Below are 16,760 nucleotides of genomic sequence, written 5' to 3' on the forward strand. Positions count from 1 at the left end.
TTACAAATGGTTCGTATCGAGTACGAAGGTCTCGACCCGGTCGTCGCCGGGAGGCGAGTGGGTTACGCGTGCATTGAGGACATCGGAAAGGACTTTCAGCACATTGGCGGGATCGCTTGCATTGAACGTCCCGCCGATGGTTCGCCGGGCCAATGTGGAATCGGCCACCACCACGTTTACGCCGAAATGCTCGCTGATCTGGTAGGCGATTTCCGAAACGGGCGTATTCTCAAACATGAACAGGCGCTGTTTCCAGGCCTGGTGCGCCGAGAGGCTCTCGCTGTGTTTGAGGGTGAGGGTGCCTTGCATCGACATCGTGGCTACGTCCCCGGGTTTCATCAGCATTGGTTTGGGATTCACCTCTTTCAGCGAACGCAGCTGTACGCTTCCCTGGCTTAGTACTACTTTGGAACCCCGTTCGCGGCTGTATACGATGAATTCCGTTCCTAATACTTTGACTTCCAGCTTATCGGGTGTGCGGACGATGAATTTGATGTGGTCGACCGTGTGCTTCACCGCAAATTCTGCTTCCCCTTTCAGCTTCACCTCACGCATGCCGCCACCGAACCCGAAACGCGGGACGCTGAGTACGGAATTGGCATTCAGGGTGACGCGGCTGCTATCGGGCAGGACTACCGTTCGGATCTCGCCGTAGCCGGTTTCATATTGTTTGTAAAACCAGAAATCGGACAGCAGGTAGGCGCCCATAAGGAGCGCAACGGAAGCCGCGGCAACCCATTTAAATGCAAACAGGCGCCCATTTGACAGGCTCCGACTAGTCCTGCCCAACGTATCGGCAGGGGCATTGTCCAGCCTCGGAAGGTCTGCTTTGCCTTGAACGGTATGCAATGAACGTCGATAAGCCTGTTCAACATCCGGTGTGAACTGCGGGTTTTCGGTTTCCCATTCATCCAGCCACTGAAAATACAGCTCGCGGTGGGCGGGATTTTCCAGCCATTCTTCGATCAGAATGTTCTGCATCCGGGTGGTTTTCCCTTCGAAGAAGTTCTGGATGACCTGTTTGGAGAGAAGTGATTTCTTCATGCTTCGTTAAATTCAGTATGACATATATCCGAAGGCGTTAGGCCGTCAGACGAATAGGAGTAAAATCTGGATCAGTGAGAGCAACCCGTGGTCCTGCAATGCTTTGCTCAGGATCGACAGCCCTTTGGTAATGTGCCCCTCGACGGTTTTGACTGAAATCCCAAGTTCTTCGGCGATGGTCGTGTTGCGTTTGCCTTCAAAGCGGCTCATCAGGAACACCTTCTGGTTCTGCGGCGACAACGACCGGATCACCTGCTCGATTTTCAATACCAGCTCCTGGAATTGCAATTCCTGCTGGGGCGAACTGGCCGGTGTAGCGAGCGGAAGGTCGGCCAGCTCTTCGGTGACCGTTTCCTTTCCGAAATTTTTACGCATATGATGAAACGCCGCATGCCGCACCGTTGTGAACAGGTAGGACCGGTAGGAAGTAGTTACTGCCGTGTGCAGCTGTTTTGACCAGAACTGGCTGAATACCTCCACCACAATATCCTCGGCGACATCGCGAGCGTACACAAACCGCACGGCATGGCTGCACAGCTGCTTGTAATAGCGTTTGAAAAGCAGCTCGTAACCCCGGCCCGGATCGGTGATAAATGCCTGTTTGATAAACAATTCCGAATCGACAAACTCCGCCGGCTGCTTTCTCATACCCGGAAAATCGGATGCAGGTTCCGTCGGCTCGCTCGCACCAGTCTTATTTTCTACGGAATACTTCTGGTTCATACAAATCATGTAAGTAGGTTATTGATAAGAGTATTTTGCCCCGGCGCTACCCTCGTTCGTTTTGTGAAATTTTTATTTTTTTTGGGACTCTACGGGTGTTGCGGAGCGAGGGAGGGGAGTCTGTGTTGTGTGTTGTCAGGTGTTGTCAGGGGTGGTCGGGAATGAGTGTTCGCATAGTCCATGCGCGTACGCGTGGTGTCCGAATTTGGACAGATTTTTGGTTTAGGAAAATTGGAAAATGTTCTCAGGGGCTGACTGGACAGGTTTTTGAATTTCGGCCTGGTTTTTGACTAGCACCAATATACCTGACTATTTCCTGACCACACCTGACTACACCTGACCACACTTGACTATTCCTGACTACACCTGACCACACTTGACTATTTCCTGACCACACCTGACTATTCCTGACCATTTACTTCCCTAAACTGCTTCGGACTATGTTACGTAACTATCTGAAAATCGCGCTTCGCCAGTTGGCGAGGAACCGGGTGTATTCTTTCATTAATATCGGCGGGCTGGCTGCCGGTATGGCGGTGGCCATGCTTATCGGGCTTTGGGTTTACGACGAGCTTTCATTCAATACCTATCACGACAACTACGCGCGCATTGCGCAGGTGCGCTCGCGGGAGTTCGGCGAACATGGGGTAGGGATCAATTCGTCGGTGCAATATCCGCTCATGACCGAGCTGAAAACCAATTACAAAGAGCATTTTAAACATATTATAGCGGCTTCCTGGGATGTTGATTATGTACTTTCGGCTGGGGAAAGCAAGATTTCCCGTTCGGGGGTGTTCATGGACCCCGCCGCGCCGGAGATGCTCACACTACGCATGGTGTACGGCACACGCGCGGGCTTGCGCGATCCGCATTCGGTAATGCTCTCGAAGTCCACCGCGCTCGCATTGTTTGGCGATATCGACCCGGTGAACCGTGCCTTAAAAATCAGCAATAAGCTGGATGTAAAGGTGACCGGTGTGTACGAAGACCTTCCGCAAAACACGCAGTTCAGTCAAATGAAGTTCCTGGCCCCATTCGCACTTTGGGAGGCCGACAATCCCTGGATCAGGGAGCGGGCCATGACCGACTGGCAGAACCACTTCATGAAAATTTACGTCGAGCTCCGTCCCGACGCCGATCCGGAACAGGTTGCGGCGGATATCAAACCGGCGGAAATGAAAAACCTCGGCGGCTTCCCCGAGCAGGCCAAAAACAAGCCGGAGGTATTCCTGCTGCCGATGCGCGACTGGCATTTGCACAATTATAAACGCGGCTTGCCGGACGAGGGGCCGATGCAAATGGTGTGGCTGATCAGCATTATCGGTGCGTTTGTGCTTCTGCTTGCCTGCATCAATTTCATGAACCTTTCCACTGCACGTTCCGAAAAACGGGCCAGGGAAGTCGGTATACGTAAATCCATCGGATCGTTGAAAGCGCAGCTCGTCAACCAGTTTTTCAGCGAATCATTTGTCGTGGTCATTTTTGCATTTCTTTTGGCGCTCTGGGTTGTGTCGCTGGCATTGCCCTGGTTCAACGAGCTGGCGGCGAAGCAAATGTCCATTCCCTGGACGAATGGCGGTTTCTGGGCTGTGAGCGTGGGTTTTATCGTTTGCACGGGCATGCTTGCGGGAGGTTACCCTGCTTTGTACCTCTCGTCGTTCCAGCCTGTAAAGGTATTGAAAGGGACCTTTCGTGTCGGACGTTTTGCATCGGTTCCGCGTAAAGTGCTGGTGGTGTTGCAGTTCACCGTTTCGGTCACGCTGGTGATCGGCACCATTATCGTGTTCCGCCAGATACAGTATGCGAAAAACCGCCCCGCAGGCTACACGCGGGAAGGATTGCTGATGGTAGAGATGAAATCGGGGGATTTTTACGGCAAACACGAATTGCTTAAAAACGAACTGCGGAGTACCGGTGCCGTTACGGACATCGCCGAATCGATGGGCAAAGTCACCGAAGTGTGGTCCGGCAACGACGGGTTCGAATGGCGAGGAAAAAGCCCGGCTGCCGACGAGAGTTTCGGCACACTTATGGTGAGTTCCGAATATGGCCGCACTGTCGGATGGAAGTTTGTACAAGGCAGGGACTTTTCCGAAACGCTGGCTTCCGACTCTTCGGGTATTGTGATCAACGAAGCGGCCGCGAAGTATATGGGGTTGAAAGACCCTGTCGGTGAGCCGGTAAGCTGGAAATTCCAGGACCGGCCCGTCATGCATTACCGCATATTGGGCGTGATCAGCGATGTGGTGATGGAATCGCCCTACGAGCCAATCGCTCCCACGATCTTCATGATCAAAGCGCATGGCGGCCCCAATTGGATGCACATCCGGATTAACCCCAATATGAGCGTCAGCGAAGCGCTGCCCCGCGTTGAATCCGTATTTAAGAAGGTGATCCCGCTCGCTCCTTTCGAATACCAGTTCGCGGACGACGACTATGCACTGAAATTCGCAGCCGAAGAGCGCGTCGGCAAGCTGGCCTATTTCTTCGCCGTCCTGGCCATTTTGATCTCCTGCCTCGGGCTTTTCGGCCTGTCGTCCTTCATTGCCGAGCAGCGCACCCGCGAAATCGGCGTCCGGAAAGTACTCGGTGCTTCGGTTTTCAACGTCTGGAAGCTGCTATCGAACGAGTTTATCATGCTTGTCACCATCGCTTTTGGCCTCGCCACGCCCGTGGCCTATTACCTGCTAAGCCATTGGCTGGAAAAATACACCTACCGTATCGAACCTTCGTGGTGGATTTTCGCGGCCACGGGGCTCGGCGCAATGGTCATTACGCTTTGTACGATCAGCTTTCAGAGCATCAGGGCGGCGCTGATTAACCCGGTAGTGTCGTTGCGGGCGGAATAAGTAGCTATTTCAAGATTCCCCATGGTTCGCGCCGTGGGGATTTTTTTGTTTTTGCTGGAATAAAGAGGCAAAAGCTTGACATTCAATTTAAATAGAATATCTTTACAACTAAGATATTTAGAAACAAAGATAAATATGAACCAGGAAACGCTCGACCGGTTGAGAAAACTCAGCCAGCAATACGCATTCGATTCCATCCAGATGCATGAAGCGATAGGCCGGAAGGCAGGTCTTTCGGGTACCGACCACAAGTACCTGGGATTTATCATTCAGAAAGGGCAGATGACCGCCGGGGAGCTCTCAACGCTGACGGGCCTCACCACCGGCGCCGTGACGGGGTTGATCGACCGGTTTGAACAAAAAGACCTGGTCAAGCGCCGGTTCGGGGGGGATAGGCGGAAGGTGATCGTGGAGCCCAACACAGAGAAAATTATGGCGGTGTTCGAGCCGCTTTACAAGGAGTTTCGCAGCAAGTCGGAGCAGGTAATGGCTTCTTTTTCGGAGCAGGAGCTTGCGGTAATTGAAGCCTACTTTTTGAAGGCGATTGATGTGATGAACGAAACGACCACGCAACTCAATGCTAAACAATCGTAAAATGGGAATTTACACGCTGGGTTTTCAGGAAATTGGCGGCACACACATTGCTGTGGCCGGTGGGAAGGGAGCGAACCTGGGCGAGCTTGCCCGGATAAGCGGCATTGAGGTGCCAGGCGGCTTTTGCATTACTACGGATGCATTCAAAGAGGTTACCTCGGGTGCGGAAATCGGGCGCTTGCTGGAAAGGCTGGCAGGTCTGGAAGTAGGGAGGAGCCAGGAAATCGCCGCGCTGGGGCGAGAGTTACGCGGGACGATCGAGGCCACCGATATGCCGGAGATGGTTCGGGAAGAAATTATGAAGCAGGTGACGAAGCTTGGAGAGGGCCATGCCTATGCCGTCCGGTCGAGCGCGACTGCGGAGGATTTGCCGCATGCTTCGTTTGCCGGCCAGCAGGATACGTACCTGAATGTATTGGGGCACAAAGCCATTTTGGAGCATGTCAGTAAATGCTGGGCATCGCTGTTTACGGACCGTGCCATCATTTACCGCATTCAAAACGGCTTTGATCACCGGAAAGTGAGCCTGGCGGTGGTGGTTCAGCGGATGGTTTTTCCGGAGGTATCGGGCATTCTGTTTACGGCGGATCCGCTGAATTCCAACCGGAAAGTAGTTTCGATCGACGCCAGTTTTGGGCTGGGTGAAGCGCTGGTTTCCGGTCTCGTGAATGCGGATATTTATAAAGTACGTGGAGGAGAGATCATCGAGAGGAAGGTGGCTGCCAAGAAAGTGGCGATTTATGCCTCGCAGGCGGGTGGCACGCGCGCACAGGAGATTGAACCGGAAAACCAGGAGCTTCCTACGCTCACTGACGAACAGATTTTGCGGCTCGAACGTCTGGGCAGGCAGATAGAATCGCATTTCGGGTCTCCGCAGGATATTGAATGGTGCCTGGCCAATGGTAAATTTTATGTCGTTCAAAGCAGGCCGATTACTACGTTGTACCCGGTCCCGGAAGCGATCGACGGGCAGAATCATCTTTACGTATCGGTAGGCCACCAACAGATGATGACCGACGCGATGAGGCCGTTGGGTTTGTCGACATGGCTGCTGACATCGCCCCGGAAAATGGCCGTTGCCGGTGGAAGGATTTTTGTGGACGTCGCGCAGGACCTGGCTACGCCTATGGGCAGGAAAGTAGTGCTCGATGTGCTGGGTAAATCCGATCCGCTGGTACGGCAAGCGGTGATGGAAATTCTGGAACGCGGGGATTTCCTGGATATTAATATGGATGAATCACCGGCCGGCTCTGCTCAGGGACCGCCGCCGCATGATTTTTTTGCACTCAATAGCTACGATCCTTCCATTGTGCACGAACTGATCGGCCGCAGCGAGGCGTCGATAGCAGCATTAACCGAAAACATCCGCACGCGATCGGGGACTGAGCTGATCGATTTTATCCTTGACGATTTCCAGCAAAGAAAGACCCAGGCCGACCCGCAGAGTTTTGGCGTGATTGTGACGGCGATGAATGCAGCCCAATGGCTGAATGAAAAAATGAGCGAATGGCTCGGTGAAAAAAACGTGGCAGACACGCTTTCGCAGTCGGTACCGCATAATGTTACTTCCGAAATGGGTTTGTCATTGCTGGATGTCGCCGATGTTATCCGACCGTATCCGGAGGTCGTAAGCTACCTGCGGGATGTGAACGACGATCACCTCATGGACGGGATGCGGGCACTGCATGGCGGAGCGGAGGCGGCGGATGCTATTAACGGATTTCTGGCCAGATACGGCATGCGTTGCGCGGGCGAGATCGATATCACGAGGACACGTTGGGCCGAAAAGCCAGCCATTCTTATTCCTTTGATCCTTAGTAATATCCGAAACCAGGAGCCCGGCGCAGGAAAACGGAAATTTGAGCAGGGCCGGCAGGAAGCCGCCCGGAAAGAAGCGGAGCTATTGAACCGCCTCCGGGAGTTGCCGGACGGCGAGCAAAAGGCAGAAGAGACCAGGCAGATGATCGCGCTCATGCGCAGCCTGGCGGGCTACCGCGAGTACCCCAAATATGCCATTGTGAGCAGGTATTTTGTATATAAAAAGGCATTGATGGAAGAGGCTGCCCGGCTCGTCGATGCCGGTGTGCTTCGGGAAACGGAGGATATTTATTACCTGGAATTTGAAGAAATACGCGGGGTAATCCTGTCCCGGACAATAGATTACCAGGTTATCGACCGCCGCAAGGAAGCATACGGGCATTTCGAAAAGCTCACACCGCCACGGGTGATGACTTCCGATGGCGAAGTCGTAACCGGGAAGCACAGCCATGAAAACCTGCCGGAAGGGGCTATTGCAGGTTTGGGCGTATCCGCGGGTGTGATCGAGGGGCGGGCGCGTGTAGTACTGAAAATGGAAGAGGCCGACCTCGAACCAGGCGATATTCTGGTAACCGCGTTTACAGACCCGAGCTGGACGCCGCTGTTTGTGGCTATTAAAGGATTGGTGACGGAAGTGGGTGGATTAATGACCCATGGAGCTGTGATCGCACGAGAGTATGGGCTGCCGGCCGTGGTGGGTGTAGACAATGCAACAAGGCTGATTGCCGACCGGCAAAAAATACGTGTGCACGGAACGGAAGGATACATCGAGCTCCTGTAACGTTACGTGCACACGGGCTATGCGCAAATGAATGCCTAATTTTTCAGCCAGGCCTCGTTCAGCGCCTTTTTCGAGTCGTCGCCGAACCGGAAGCCGTCGCCGTCTTTGTAATTGAGTTTCACGGTGCCTTTCAGTTCGATATCCTGGCCGTTCCGGTTCACCTTCACGGTAATCGGACTGCCTTCGTCGAGGTCGTAGCCGAGGTAAACGAGCGCCATCAGGTTTTTAGGGTCGACAGATATTCCGTTGAACTCCACGAATATGTCGTTATCCTGTATTCCCAGGCTTTTGTAAAACTCGTTCTGGTTATCGGCCGCGTGTGCGAGTACGTGGGTACGCGAGGCGTCGGGTTTAATGTAAATGACGTCGTTGCGCAGAAAAACGATCGGTTCCGGGAAGGGGATGGTCTGTTTTTTAAGGCCCACTTTGCCGACGAAATCTTCATAGCGGATCGGCTCGCCCATGACCACGTGTTTGTCCAGAAACGCACCGGCTTCGGGGCCGGCTATCTGCGTGATGACCGGGATCAGTTCGGCGTCGTCGAATGGTTTTTGAGGGCCGTATTTTTGAGACAACTCACCCATGAGCCACAGCAGGCCGCGCTGGCCCTGCGTTTTCTCGCGGATCACGATATCGAGGCACATGGCAATGAGCGCGCCCTTTTCGTACACATTAGGGTATTGGGGTTTTAGCTTGGGATCCAGGATATTGCGGCTCATTTCGGTGAACGAAAGGCTGTCGGAATACGACTGGGATTGCTCCACCTTTTTAGCCATAAGATCATAAAAGGCATCCGCGCCGATGAGCCCCTGGTTGACCTGAAAAAGGTTCGAGAAATACTCGGTGACGCCTTCATAAAACCACAAATGCTGGCTCATTTTGGGCGCATTGAAGTCGAAATAATGGATTTCCTTCGAATGCACCTTCAATGGCGCGATGGTATGGAAGAACTCATGGCTGATCACGTGGATCAGGTCCTTGCTTTTCATCGGCTCCCGGAAAACCGCCGTCGTAGAGGCATTGTGTTCCAGCGCACCAATGCCTTTGGCGTCGTTGGCGGCACCCGACGATACGTAGGTGAGCACGGCATATTTGGGAGTGTCATTGATTTTTCCCATGAATTTTTTCTGCGCGCGCATCATCTTTTCAAGGTCGGGCTTCAATGCCGAGGCGTGCGTTTTGCCGCTTTGCGAGTAAATTCCCAAAAGCACCTCCATGCCGTCCACTTTGAAAGAAAAGGTATCCGGCGCGGCGTACATCACGGGATTATCGATCACATCCGGGTAGCGGGGGATCTGGAATACGTCCTTGCGGGCATCATTGTCGGTGTCTACCAGCGCCGTGGTACCGTAAAGCGTCTCGGGGTGAGAAACAGTGATCCGGTAAGGAGTCTCGGTTTGTCCTGAAAAATAACCCACAAATCCTGCCATATTCAGCAGGAAGTGCTTTCCGGCCTCGATGTTGGTCCCGGCGGGAGAAAAAATAGTCTTATTGTTTTCGCCAAAAGGATCACTTTCAACTTCCGTGTCGAATGTATCGCCAACCAGGTACGAAATGCGGGCGAGTTTCTTTGCGGGCGAGATGGTGACGGTGTTCGAGTCGGTGCGGGTGACGCGCAGCGCTTTGCCCTTTTTATCGAAAGCCTGGATATCCTGTACATACCGGCCGTAGTCGGCAATGGCGTAGGTGCCGGGGATGATCTTGGGGAAATTGTAGGTGGCCACATCGCCGGTTTGCGCGGGGGGCGTTACGGTTACACGCACGCGGTCGGCATCGACATGGACGAGGTCAATGCCAACTTCCACGGCTTTGGAGCCCGAAGCGGGGCCGGGTTTGCTGCCTGCGCAGGAGTACAAAATGGCGGTGAGCAGGAGCCCGGGCAAAAAATGTGATTTCATAGGGGTTTTAATAGCGTTCAGTGAAACCGGTATCCGATTCCGAGGTTAAGGTAAATATTATGCATGCCGAAAGCGATGCTCTGGAATTCCGGATCCATCAGCGGCGACAATGCGTAGTTCAGGTTCGCAGAAGCAAAAAAGTGCCGGCTGAAACGATAGTCGGCACCGATTTCCACCCCGGCATTGAAACGCCTAACATTCCATGCAAAATCATAGGAGGCGGCATCGATGTCCTCCCGCTCGCCTACGGGCGTCTGGTGGCGAATGTATCCGTCACGTGCATCGCCTGAGAAGCGGGCGTCGAGCAGTACGGAGAGAAATCCGCCTGCCTTGAAAGTGAAATCGTTGTCGGGATGATAAGTTAAATGCAGCGGCACTGTAATGTAGCTGTTTTTGATTTTCGTAGTGACTCGTCCCGTAAAATAGCCTGTTACCGACTGGTCTCCCTCGTTGCCGGCCTCGTTGAAGGTGGTATAGTAAGCTTTCACACGAGCGTCGGTCGTCATGCCTTTTTGTTCAAAACGCAATGCAGTGGCTACCCCGAACTTTTCGGAAAACCGGTAATCCAGCCCGGCTTCCACACTTGGCAGGAATCCTGGATTGTAAGACTCTATTTTCCGGATCGAAGCCGGAATACGCACCGGCGTCACTGCCCCGATCGAAAATCCGGCCCGGGCATTGAACGAGATCTTTTTCCCGTTCTGAGCGGTGGCTTCGAGTGTAATAATCAGGAAAAGGAGCAACAAGGGAAGTCGTTTCATCGGGTGGTTTTAAGCTATTATTGCGTAACGAGCTTCACGTCGTCGATATACAGTTTGCTGCCGACGGCCCCCTCAAAAACCGCGCCGTTTTTGCTGGAAGAAAAGACGATGGCAATTTTGTAGGCAAATGCGGCCAGGTCGTCCTCGTTTACTTCCGATTTGTAATTGAATGTGAGGTTGAATGCCTGGTAGCCGGTGCCCGGTGTAGGCGTGCCGGAGGCCAGTTGCGCAACGCCCACTACGCTGGGATCCGTCAGTACATTACTACCGTTGAGGAACGGCTTTTCAGGCGTCGCTTTGAAAAGCACGGCATAAATGTCGCAAATATCCTGCCTCTCGGGCGTTACCGGTTTGCCGGTTTTATCGGTGACCGGCCCGCCCGAAATGTATTTGTAGAAACCCGTCAGCCGCAGCGGCTTTTTATTGAAAGGGACACCAAAAATAGTCGCTTCCAATGGGGCTGTAAGCGCTTTTGGGGCATCGAAACTCCCCAAAAAGAGATTCCCCGGTGCAATCGGCATACCCACGAGCGCGCCAAGCGTGCCGGTCGATTTGGTTTCAAGATAAGCCGCATACTGGCCTTGTTCGGAAACGGTACTGCGTTGGGTAGGGTAGGCTTCCGGCTGCTTTTCTGGGGCGATCAGCGAAAAGCCGCTGTTGCCGGAGGCCCAGATATTCTGGTGCTCGCCTTCGACTATTTCATAGGGGACGTAGTAGTTACCATCGGGATTGATCGTCCAGTTTTCGAACATGAAATTGTCCGGTGCCAGGTTTTGCAGCAGGCTGACCCTGTATTGTTTTTGCCATTGGCCATCCTGGGAAGTGACGGTGTAGGTCACAGGCTTGGAGAAATCCTGCGGCGTGCCAGAGGCCGGTTGAATGCCCGCACCCTCCGTGATGGAGAACTGCGGGGCTACGGCCTTGATATTGAGCTTCGAGAAATTAACAAACGCGGTAATGCTGGTATTGGTAATGGACGGCGGGGATATCAGCACCGAGTCGGGCAAGGTCATCACCAGGATGTCCGCTTCCATGTTTTCCGCTTCCGGTTTGATACACCCGGATATGGTCAGGAATGTGCCCAGCATGGCCAATAGTACTGTACTTTTCATACGCAATACTAAACAATTTTTTCACCCGGGGGAATTTTATCACCGCCGGTATCGATCATTCGGTAAACTTGGCGACCAATTTCACCCGGGTTGCCTGGTCGATTCCGAGCTGATTTTCGATGAATGGATCGATCCCGCCATAAGCGCTGTCGATCGCGTTGAATGTAGCCCGGATGAAGCTCTCGTCGACGGTCGAAAGGATTTCGATAGCGTCCATGTTTAGTTTTGGCTTGATAATCCGGCCGAGTTTTGCCTTACCCAGCGTTTTTTCGGCCCGGTTGCGACGGTAGTAGTTGGATAGCATGTAATCGTCGACGATCAGCTGCCTGTCGACATTCAAAATGGATAAAATCAGAGCCGAGACAATGCCTGTCCGGTCTTTCCCTGCCGAACAGTGGTAGAGCACCGGCTGGTCGGAGGCTGTAATGTCATTTAATATCGCCTTCACCGCTCCCACATGCACGGTTACCGCGTCGGCATAGAACTTGGCGGTCATGTCCATTGCCTGCTGCTCGGTGATTTCTCCGTTGAGTACCCGTTTTTTCAGCCCTTTGATTTCCCCGGCGTTATCTTCCACTACGGGCGTGTGCCGGTAGCGCACATTGGATGGTAAATGATCTTCTTTTCCTTCGATTTCATGGTCGGTGCGCAGGTCGTACACGCTCGCGATGCGCAGCGCATTGAATTGATCGAATTGCTTCGTTTCGAGCTTCGATAGATTGTCCGACCGGTAAATCATCCCTTTCCGGACCGTTCTGCCTTCCTTCGTCTTCAATCCGCCCAGGTCTCTGAAATTGACGGTATTCTCCAAACCCAGGTAACGCTGCGCTACGGCAACCGAATCACCGCCGTGGGTAAGGAGGTCGTGGTATGCCGCCTTCCCATCATGCTTTGCGGGCACACTCACTTTGCAGGAAAACATCAGGGGGCCGAGTACTGCGAAAAGCCACCAGGCCCGGAAATGTAGTTTTTTGAGGAGGGGATTTCTGTATGGATGGGTGTTCATGACAGGTTGTTGATGTAAGAATGCCCTGCATTTTACTTTCTGCAAGGTAATTGTATCAAATCAGCAACAGAATACCCGGGAATTAGGTTTAGAAAGACTGTCGGATTCGGCGCGTTTTTCTATTTTGCATGATCAAGAAACGCCGATTTTCATGCATAGTATTTTACCGTTTTTACTGGCAATGGTCGCGGCGGTTGTCCTGCTCGGAATGCTGGCCAACAAGCTGCGGGTTGCCTATCCGATATTACTGGTCGTGGCGGGGCTGCTGACGAGCCTTGTTCCGGGTCTGCCTGTGGTTAAAATTGATCCTGACCTGATCTTTTTTATCATGCTTCCGCCGCTGCTTTTTGAAGCGACCTGGACGATCTCCTTCAAGGAAATGAAGAAGTGGTGGCGGATTATCAGCAGCTTCGCGTTTCTCGTGGTTTTCTTTACGGCAATGTCCGTTGCGATTGTAACCAACCATTTCATCCCTGGTTTTACACTGGCATTGGGCTTTCTGCTGGGCGGCATTGTTTCGCCGCCGGACGCGGTGAGCATCGGAGCCATTACCCGGTTTGTGAAGATCCCGACTTCGACCTCCGCGATCCTGGAAGGGGAAAGCCTGTTGAACGACGCTTCCTCGCTTATTATCTTTCGTTTTGCATTGCTGGCGGTCGCTTCGGGACAGTTCGTGTGGCAGGATACGACGCTGAGTTTCCTGTGGATGGTCATCGGGGGAGTGGGGATCGGGTTGTTATTGGCCTGGCTATTCGTACAGGCGCACAAGCGTTTACCTACCGATGCGCCTTCGGACATTGCTTTTACATTAATCGAGCCTTATTTTCTCTACTGGATTGCCGAGCAGCTGCATAGCTCGGGCGTACTGGCGGTGGTAAGCGGAGGGTTGTTTATGGCTAACAGGCGCCTGCAATTTCTGAGCAGTTCCAGCCGCATTCGCGGATATAGCGTTTGGGAAAGCTTTGTGTTTATCCTGAATGGCATTGTGTTTTTGCTGATCGGCTTGGAGCTCCCTGAAATTGTGGAAGGGCTGCGTTTAAAGGGCATTCCCCTGCATACGGCCATCGGCTATGGCGTATTGGTAACAGGTGTGCTGGTGGTTGCGAGGCTGATCAGCTCCTATGCGGCGATGATCGCGACGATGATCTTCCGGCCAGGCGTGGTACCGCGCACCAGTTCACCGCGCAGGCGATGGCTCATTCCGATCTTCCTGGGATGGACGGGTATGCGCGGCGTGGTATCATTGGCTGCGGCACTGTCGATACCGGTCGTGCTGGATAATGGTATCGAATTCCCTTACCGGAACCTGATCCTGTTCATTACTTTCGTGGTGATACTGCTTACTTTGCTGGTACAGGGCCTTACGTTGCCTTACATGATCCGGCGGGCGAATATTTTCGGTCGCTTGACGGACGAATCACCCGAAGCCATGCGAAAGCGGCTGAAACAAAGCTTGCGTGAGCATACCTATAAGTTCCTGCGAGGCAAGTACGAGCGGGATTTCGATGGTCATGACGGCATCCGAAAGCTTTTGCACCATTGGGAAGAAAAACTCAAAGCTGTTGATGACGATTGGATGAGCGAGAAAACAAAAGTGATATTCCTTGAAATGCTCGAAAGCCAGCGCGGCTACCTGGTTGAGGCGAACAAGGAGGCTGCCATGGACGAGGAAATCATCCGCGAGCAGCTTTTCCTGATCGACCTCGAAGAAGAGCGGCTCAAAATGCAGTGACCCGCTTTCAGAACGTATTACTCCGAACGCAACGATTTGACCGGATTGGCCAATGCCGCTTTCAGGGATTGGTAAATGACGGTTAGCCAGCAGATTAACAGCGTCGCAATGCAGGAAGCGATAAAAATCCAGATGCTCATGTCCGCCTTGTAGGGGAAGCTCTGCAACCAGCGGTCCATGGCAAAATAGGCTACCGGTATCGCGATCGGGAATGAGAGCAGCACAAGCCGTGTAAAGTCCCTGGACAAGAGCAGTACCACGCTGGAAACCGATCCGCCAAGCACCTTCCGGACGCCTATTTCCTTCACGCGCTGCTCGGTCGTAAATGTCGCCAGACCGAAAAGCCCGAGGCAGGCGATCAGGATCGTGAGGCCGGAAAATGCCGTGCAGATCTTTCCGCGCAGTTCGTCGGCATGGTAGGCATTCTCGAAATCCTGGTCGAGGAAGCGGTATTCAAACAGCTTGTCGGGATAGGTTTGCTGCCATTTCTTGCCAATGTATTCCAGGGTTTCGGCAGTATTTTGGGTCTTGATTTTCACATGAATCACCCCATTGGCCCGGCGGTAAACCATAATCATCGGCTCGATCGGGTTATAGAGTGATTGTTGGTGAAAGTCCCGAACAACGCCCGCTACCTGGGTCGTTGGCGGCGGGTTCTTGCCGTCGGCCGGGACGGTACCGAGGATAATCTTCTTGCCGATCGGATCTTTCCAGTTCATCCGCTTCACCGCGGCTTCGTTGACCAGCACACTGTTGGCGGTATCGGCGGGCAGTTCGTCCGAAAAATTCCGGCCTGCTACGAGTTTCATGCCCATCGTTTTGAGGTAGTCATGATCGATCGCCGTCGGCTTGAACCCCATTTCCTTCATTCCTGCATTGGATTCGACGGTGAAAATGATCCTGCCCCCGATGTTGCTCACGGGCGCCGACGCGGATGCGACGCTCTGGATATTCGGGTTATCGAGCAGCTCTTTCCGGAATGCATTGTATTTGTCTTTGGGTTGACCGTCCTGATAATCAATCGTGAGCACCTGTTCGCGGTCGTAGCCCATATCCTTGTTCCGCATATAATTGAGCTGCTGGTAGACGATCCAGGTACAGATGAGCATGATCAGCGAGATCGAAAACTGCGTAACCACCAGTGCTTTCCTGAAAAAGCCCCCGCCCCGTGCCTTAAATGTGCCTTTCAACACGCTGGCAGGTTCGAACGACGACAGGTAGAATGCCGGGTAACTGCCGCTGACCAGCCCGGTGAATACCACCACGGCCAGGCCGATGAGCATAAACTGGGGGCTTAGCAATTGCATGTAGCTGATCGCCTTGCCGGAAACATTATTGAAAAACGGCAGCAGCAACGCCACCAGAATGAGGCTGGCTACCAGGGATATGAGCGTAATGAGGATGGATTCGGTGAGGAACTGGCGGATAAGCGCGCCTTTGAGCGAGCCCATTACTTTCCGTAAGCCCACTTCCTTTGCCCGCCGCGCCGACTGTGCGGTCGCGAGGTTCATATAGTTGATACTGGCGATCAGAAGCATGAAAAATGCCACCACGCTGAACGTGTACACATAACCAATATCGCCGTTGGCTTCGCCATCGAATTTGGAATACAAATGAATGCTGGTGAGCGGCTGCATCTGGTAGGTAATGTGAATGCCCATCCGTTTGAAAATCCCGGACATATATTTCTCATAAAGGCCGGGGAAGCCCGCTTCCAGTTTTTTCAGGTCGGCGTTTTTGGATAGGAGCAAATAACTGTTGATATAAAACCCGCCCCAGCCATCGGCATTGCGCTGGTTCTGATCCAGCGACACCAGGGCATTGAATGTGAAATGCGAGTTTTTCGGCACGTCTTCGATCACGCCCGTGACCTTGTAGGAAGTGCTGTCGTTGGTTTGGAGTATCTGGCCGAGTGCAGGAGATTTTCCGAAAAAGCGCTCCGCGACGCGACGCGTCAGCACCACGCTGCCCGGCTGTTGCAGCGCTTTGGTATTACCTTCTATAAAACGGTAGGTAAAAACGTCGAAGACCGTGGAATCGACGGCATAAATATCTTCCTCGTAGAACCGGCGCTCGCCTTGTCGGAACGCCACCCGGCCATTGGAGAAAAATCGTACGTAGTTCTCGACGAAGGGGTAATCCTGTTTCAGGGTTTTCACAAGCGGCGGCTGCGTGCTGACCCATTTGTTGATTTTGTCGGGTTCGCGGATGTACGAAACGATCCGGTAAATCCGGGAAGCTTTTTCGTGGTAGCGGTCATAACTGAGCTCGTCCACGACGTACAGGAACAGCAGCATGCCGCAGGTAACACCAATGGTCAGCCCGAGGATGTTGATCAGGCTGTAAAATTTGTCTTTAACCAGGATACGAAGAGCCAGTTTGAGGTAGTTCTTAAGCATGGGGGCCGGATTGGGTTCGGGATGGCCCTTGCAAAAGTTGTTC

Annotated in this window: 11 protein-coding genes; 4 read left to right on the forward strand and 7 right to left on the reverse strand. The window is 53.1% G+C overall.

Annotated elements, in window-relative coordinates:
• Together CLV60_RS07120 and CLV60_RS07125 are read right to left on the reverse strand one after the other, a co-directional pair.
• Window positions 1-1,044, reverse strand: coding sequence for a FecR family protein (locus tag CLV60_RS07120; protein WP_106594682.1), 1,044 nt, complete (start codon window positions 1,042-1,044; stop codon window positions 1-3).
• Window positions 1,045-1,089: 45 nt separating this feature from the next.
• Entirely contained in the window at window positions 1,090-1,767 is a 678-nt protein-coding gene (locus CLV60_RS07125; RefSeq protein WP_106594683.1) for an RNA polymerase sigma-70 factor, read from the reverse strand.
• A gap of 440 nt (window positions 1,768-2,207) precedes the next feature.
• On the opposite strand from CLV60_RS07125, the gene CLV60_RS07130 reads away from it, so the two are divergent.
• The 3 genes from CLV60_RS07130 (at window position 2,208) to rph (ending at window position 7,809) form a co-directional block, all read left to right on the forward strand.
• Window positions 2,208-4,616 carry an ABC transporter permease gene (locus tag CLV60_RS07130; protein WP_106594684.1) on the forward strand — a complete coding sequence of 803 codons (2,409 nt, stop codon included), beginning with the start codon at window positions 2,208-2,210 and terminating at the stop codon, window positions 4,614-4,616.
• 135 nt (window positions 4,617-4,751) lie between these two features.
• Entirely contained in the window at window positions 4,752-5,210 is a 459-nt protein-coding gene (locus tag CLV60_RS07135) for a MarR family winged helix-turn-helix transcriptional regulator (RefSeq protein WP_106594685.1), read from the forward strand.
• 1 nt (window position 5,211) lies between these two features.
• Complete coding sequence (rph, locus tag CLV60_RS07140) at window positions 5,212-7,809, forward strand: rifamycin-inactivating phosphotransferase (protein WP_106594686.1); 2,598 nt, start codon at window positions 5,212-5,214, stop codon at window positions 7,807-7,809.
• A 35-nt stretch (window positions 7,810-7,844) separates the two neighbouring features.
• On the opposite strand, the gene CLV60_RS07145 is transcribed toward rph, so the two are convergent.
• From CLV60_RS07145 to CLV60_RS07160, 4 genes are read right to left on the reverse strand one after another with little or no spacing between them, the layout of a single operon-like run.
• On the reverse strand, window positions 7,845-9,707 hold the full coding sequence (locus CLV60_RS07145) for a M61 family metallopeptidase (RefSeq protein ID WP_106594687.1): 1,863 nt from the start codon (window positions 9,705-9,707) through the stop codon (window positions 7,845-7,847).
• Window positions 9,708-9,724: 17 nt separating this feature from the next.
• Window positions 9,725-10,468: a porin family protein gene (locus CLV60_RS07150; protein ID WP_106594688.1), complete on the reverse strand. Its 744-nt coding sequence runs from the start codon at window positions 10,466-10,468 to the stop codon at window positions 9,725-9,727.
• 17 nt (window positions 10,469-10,485) lie between these two features.
• A complete protein-coding gene (locus tag CLV60_RS07155; protein ID WP_106594689.1) occupies window positions 10,486-11,580 on the reverse strand; it encodes a PCMD domain-containing protein in 1,095 nt (364 codons plus the stop codon).
• Window positions 11,581-11,635: 55 nt separating this feature from the next.
• Window positions 11,636-12,586, reverse strand: a complete 951-nt coding sequence (locus CLV60_RS07160) for a tyrosine-protein phosphatase (RefSeq protein ID WP_106594690.1) — start codon at window positions 12,584-12,586, stop codon at window positions 11,636-11,638.
• 151 nt (window positions 12,587-12,737) lie between these two features.
• Between CLV60_RS07160 and CLV60_RS07165 the strand changes: the two genes are divergently transcribed.
• Window positions 12,738-14,318, forward strand: coding sequence for a Na+/H+ antiporter (locus CLV60_RS07165; RefSeq protein WP_106594691.1), 1,581 nt, complete (start codon window positions 12,738-12,740; stop codon window positions 14,316-14,318).
• Between the two features lie 17 nt (window positions 14,319-14,335).
• On the opposite strand, the gene CLV60_RS07170 is transcribed toward CLV60_RS07165, so the two are convergent.
• A complete protein-coding gene (locus CLV60_RS07170; protein WP_106594692.1) occupies window positions 14,336-16,717 on the reverse strand; it encodes an ABC transporter permease in 2,382 nt (793 codons plus the stop codon).
• Window positions 16,718-16,760 lie beyond the last annotated feature (43 nt).

It is taken from the genome of Dyadobacter jiangsuensis, from assembly GCF_003014695.1.
Classification (GTDB): domain Bacteria; phylum Bacteroidota; class Bacteroidia; order Cytophagales; family Spirosomataceae; genus Dyadobacter; species Dyadobacter jiangsuensis.

Excerpts from the sequence above, each read along its gene's own strand:
- CLV60_RS07120 (WP_106594682.1), bottom strand. The coding sequence starts at position 1,044 with ATGAAGAAATCACTTCTCTCCAAACAGGTCATCCAGAACTTCTTCGAA.
- CLV60_RS07125 (WP_106594683.1), bottom strand. The coding sequence starts at position 1,767 with ATGAACCAGAAGTATTCCGTAGAAAATAAGACTGGTGCGAGCGAGCCG.
- CLV60_RS07130 (WP_106594684.1), top strand. The coding sequence starts at position 2,208 with ATGTTACGTAACTATCTGAAAATCGCGCTTCGCCAGTTGGCGAGGAAC.
- CLV60_RS07135 (WP_106594685.1), top strand. The coding sequence starts at position 4,752 with ATGAACCAGGAAACGCTCGACCGGTTGAGAAAACTCAGCCAGCAATAC.
- rph (WP_106594686.1), top strand. The coding sequence starts at position 5,212 with ATGGGAATTTACACGCTGGGTTTTCAGGAAATTGGCGGCACACACATT.
- CLV60_RS07145 (WP_106594687.1), bottom strand. The coding sequence starts at position 9,707 with ATGAAATCACATTTTTTGCCCGGGCTCCTGCTCACCGCCATTTTGTAC.
- CLV60_RS07150 (WP_106594688.1), bottom strand. The coding sequence starts at position 10,468 with ATGAAACGACTTCCCTTGTTGCTCCTTTTCCTGATTATTACACTCGAA.
- CLV60_RS07155 (WP_106594689.1), bottom strand. The coding sequence starts at position 11,580 with ATGAAAAGTACAGTACTATTGGCCATGCTGGGCACATTCCTGACCATA.
- CLV60_RS07160 (WP_106594690.1), bottom strand. The coding sequence starts at position 12,586 with ATGAACACCCATCCATACAGAAATCCCCTCCTCAAAAAACTACATTTC.
- CLV60_RS07165 (WP_106594691.1), top strand. The coding sequence starts at position 12,738 with ATGCATAGTATTTTACCGTTTTTACTGGCAATGGTCGCGGCGGTTGTC.
- CLV60_RS07170 (WP_106594692.1), bottom strand. The coding sequence starts at position 16,717 with ATGCTTAAGAACTACCTCAAACTGGCTCTTCGTATCCTGGTTAAAGAC.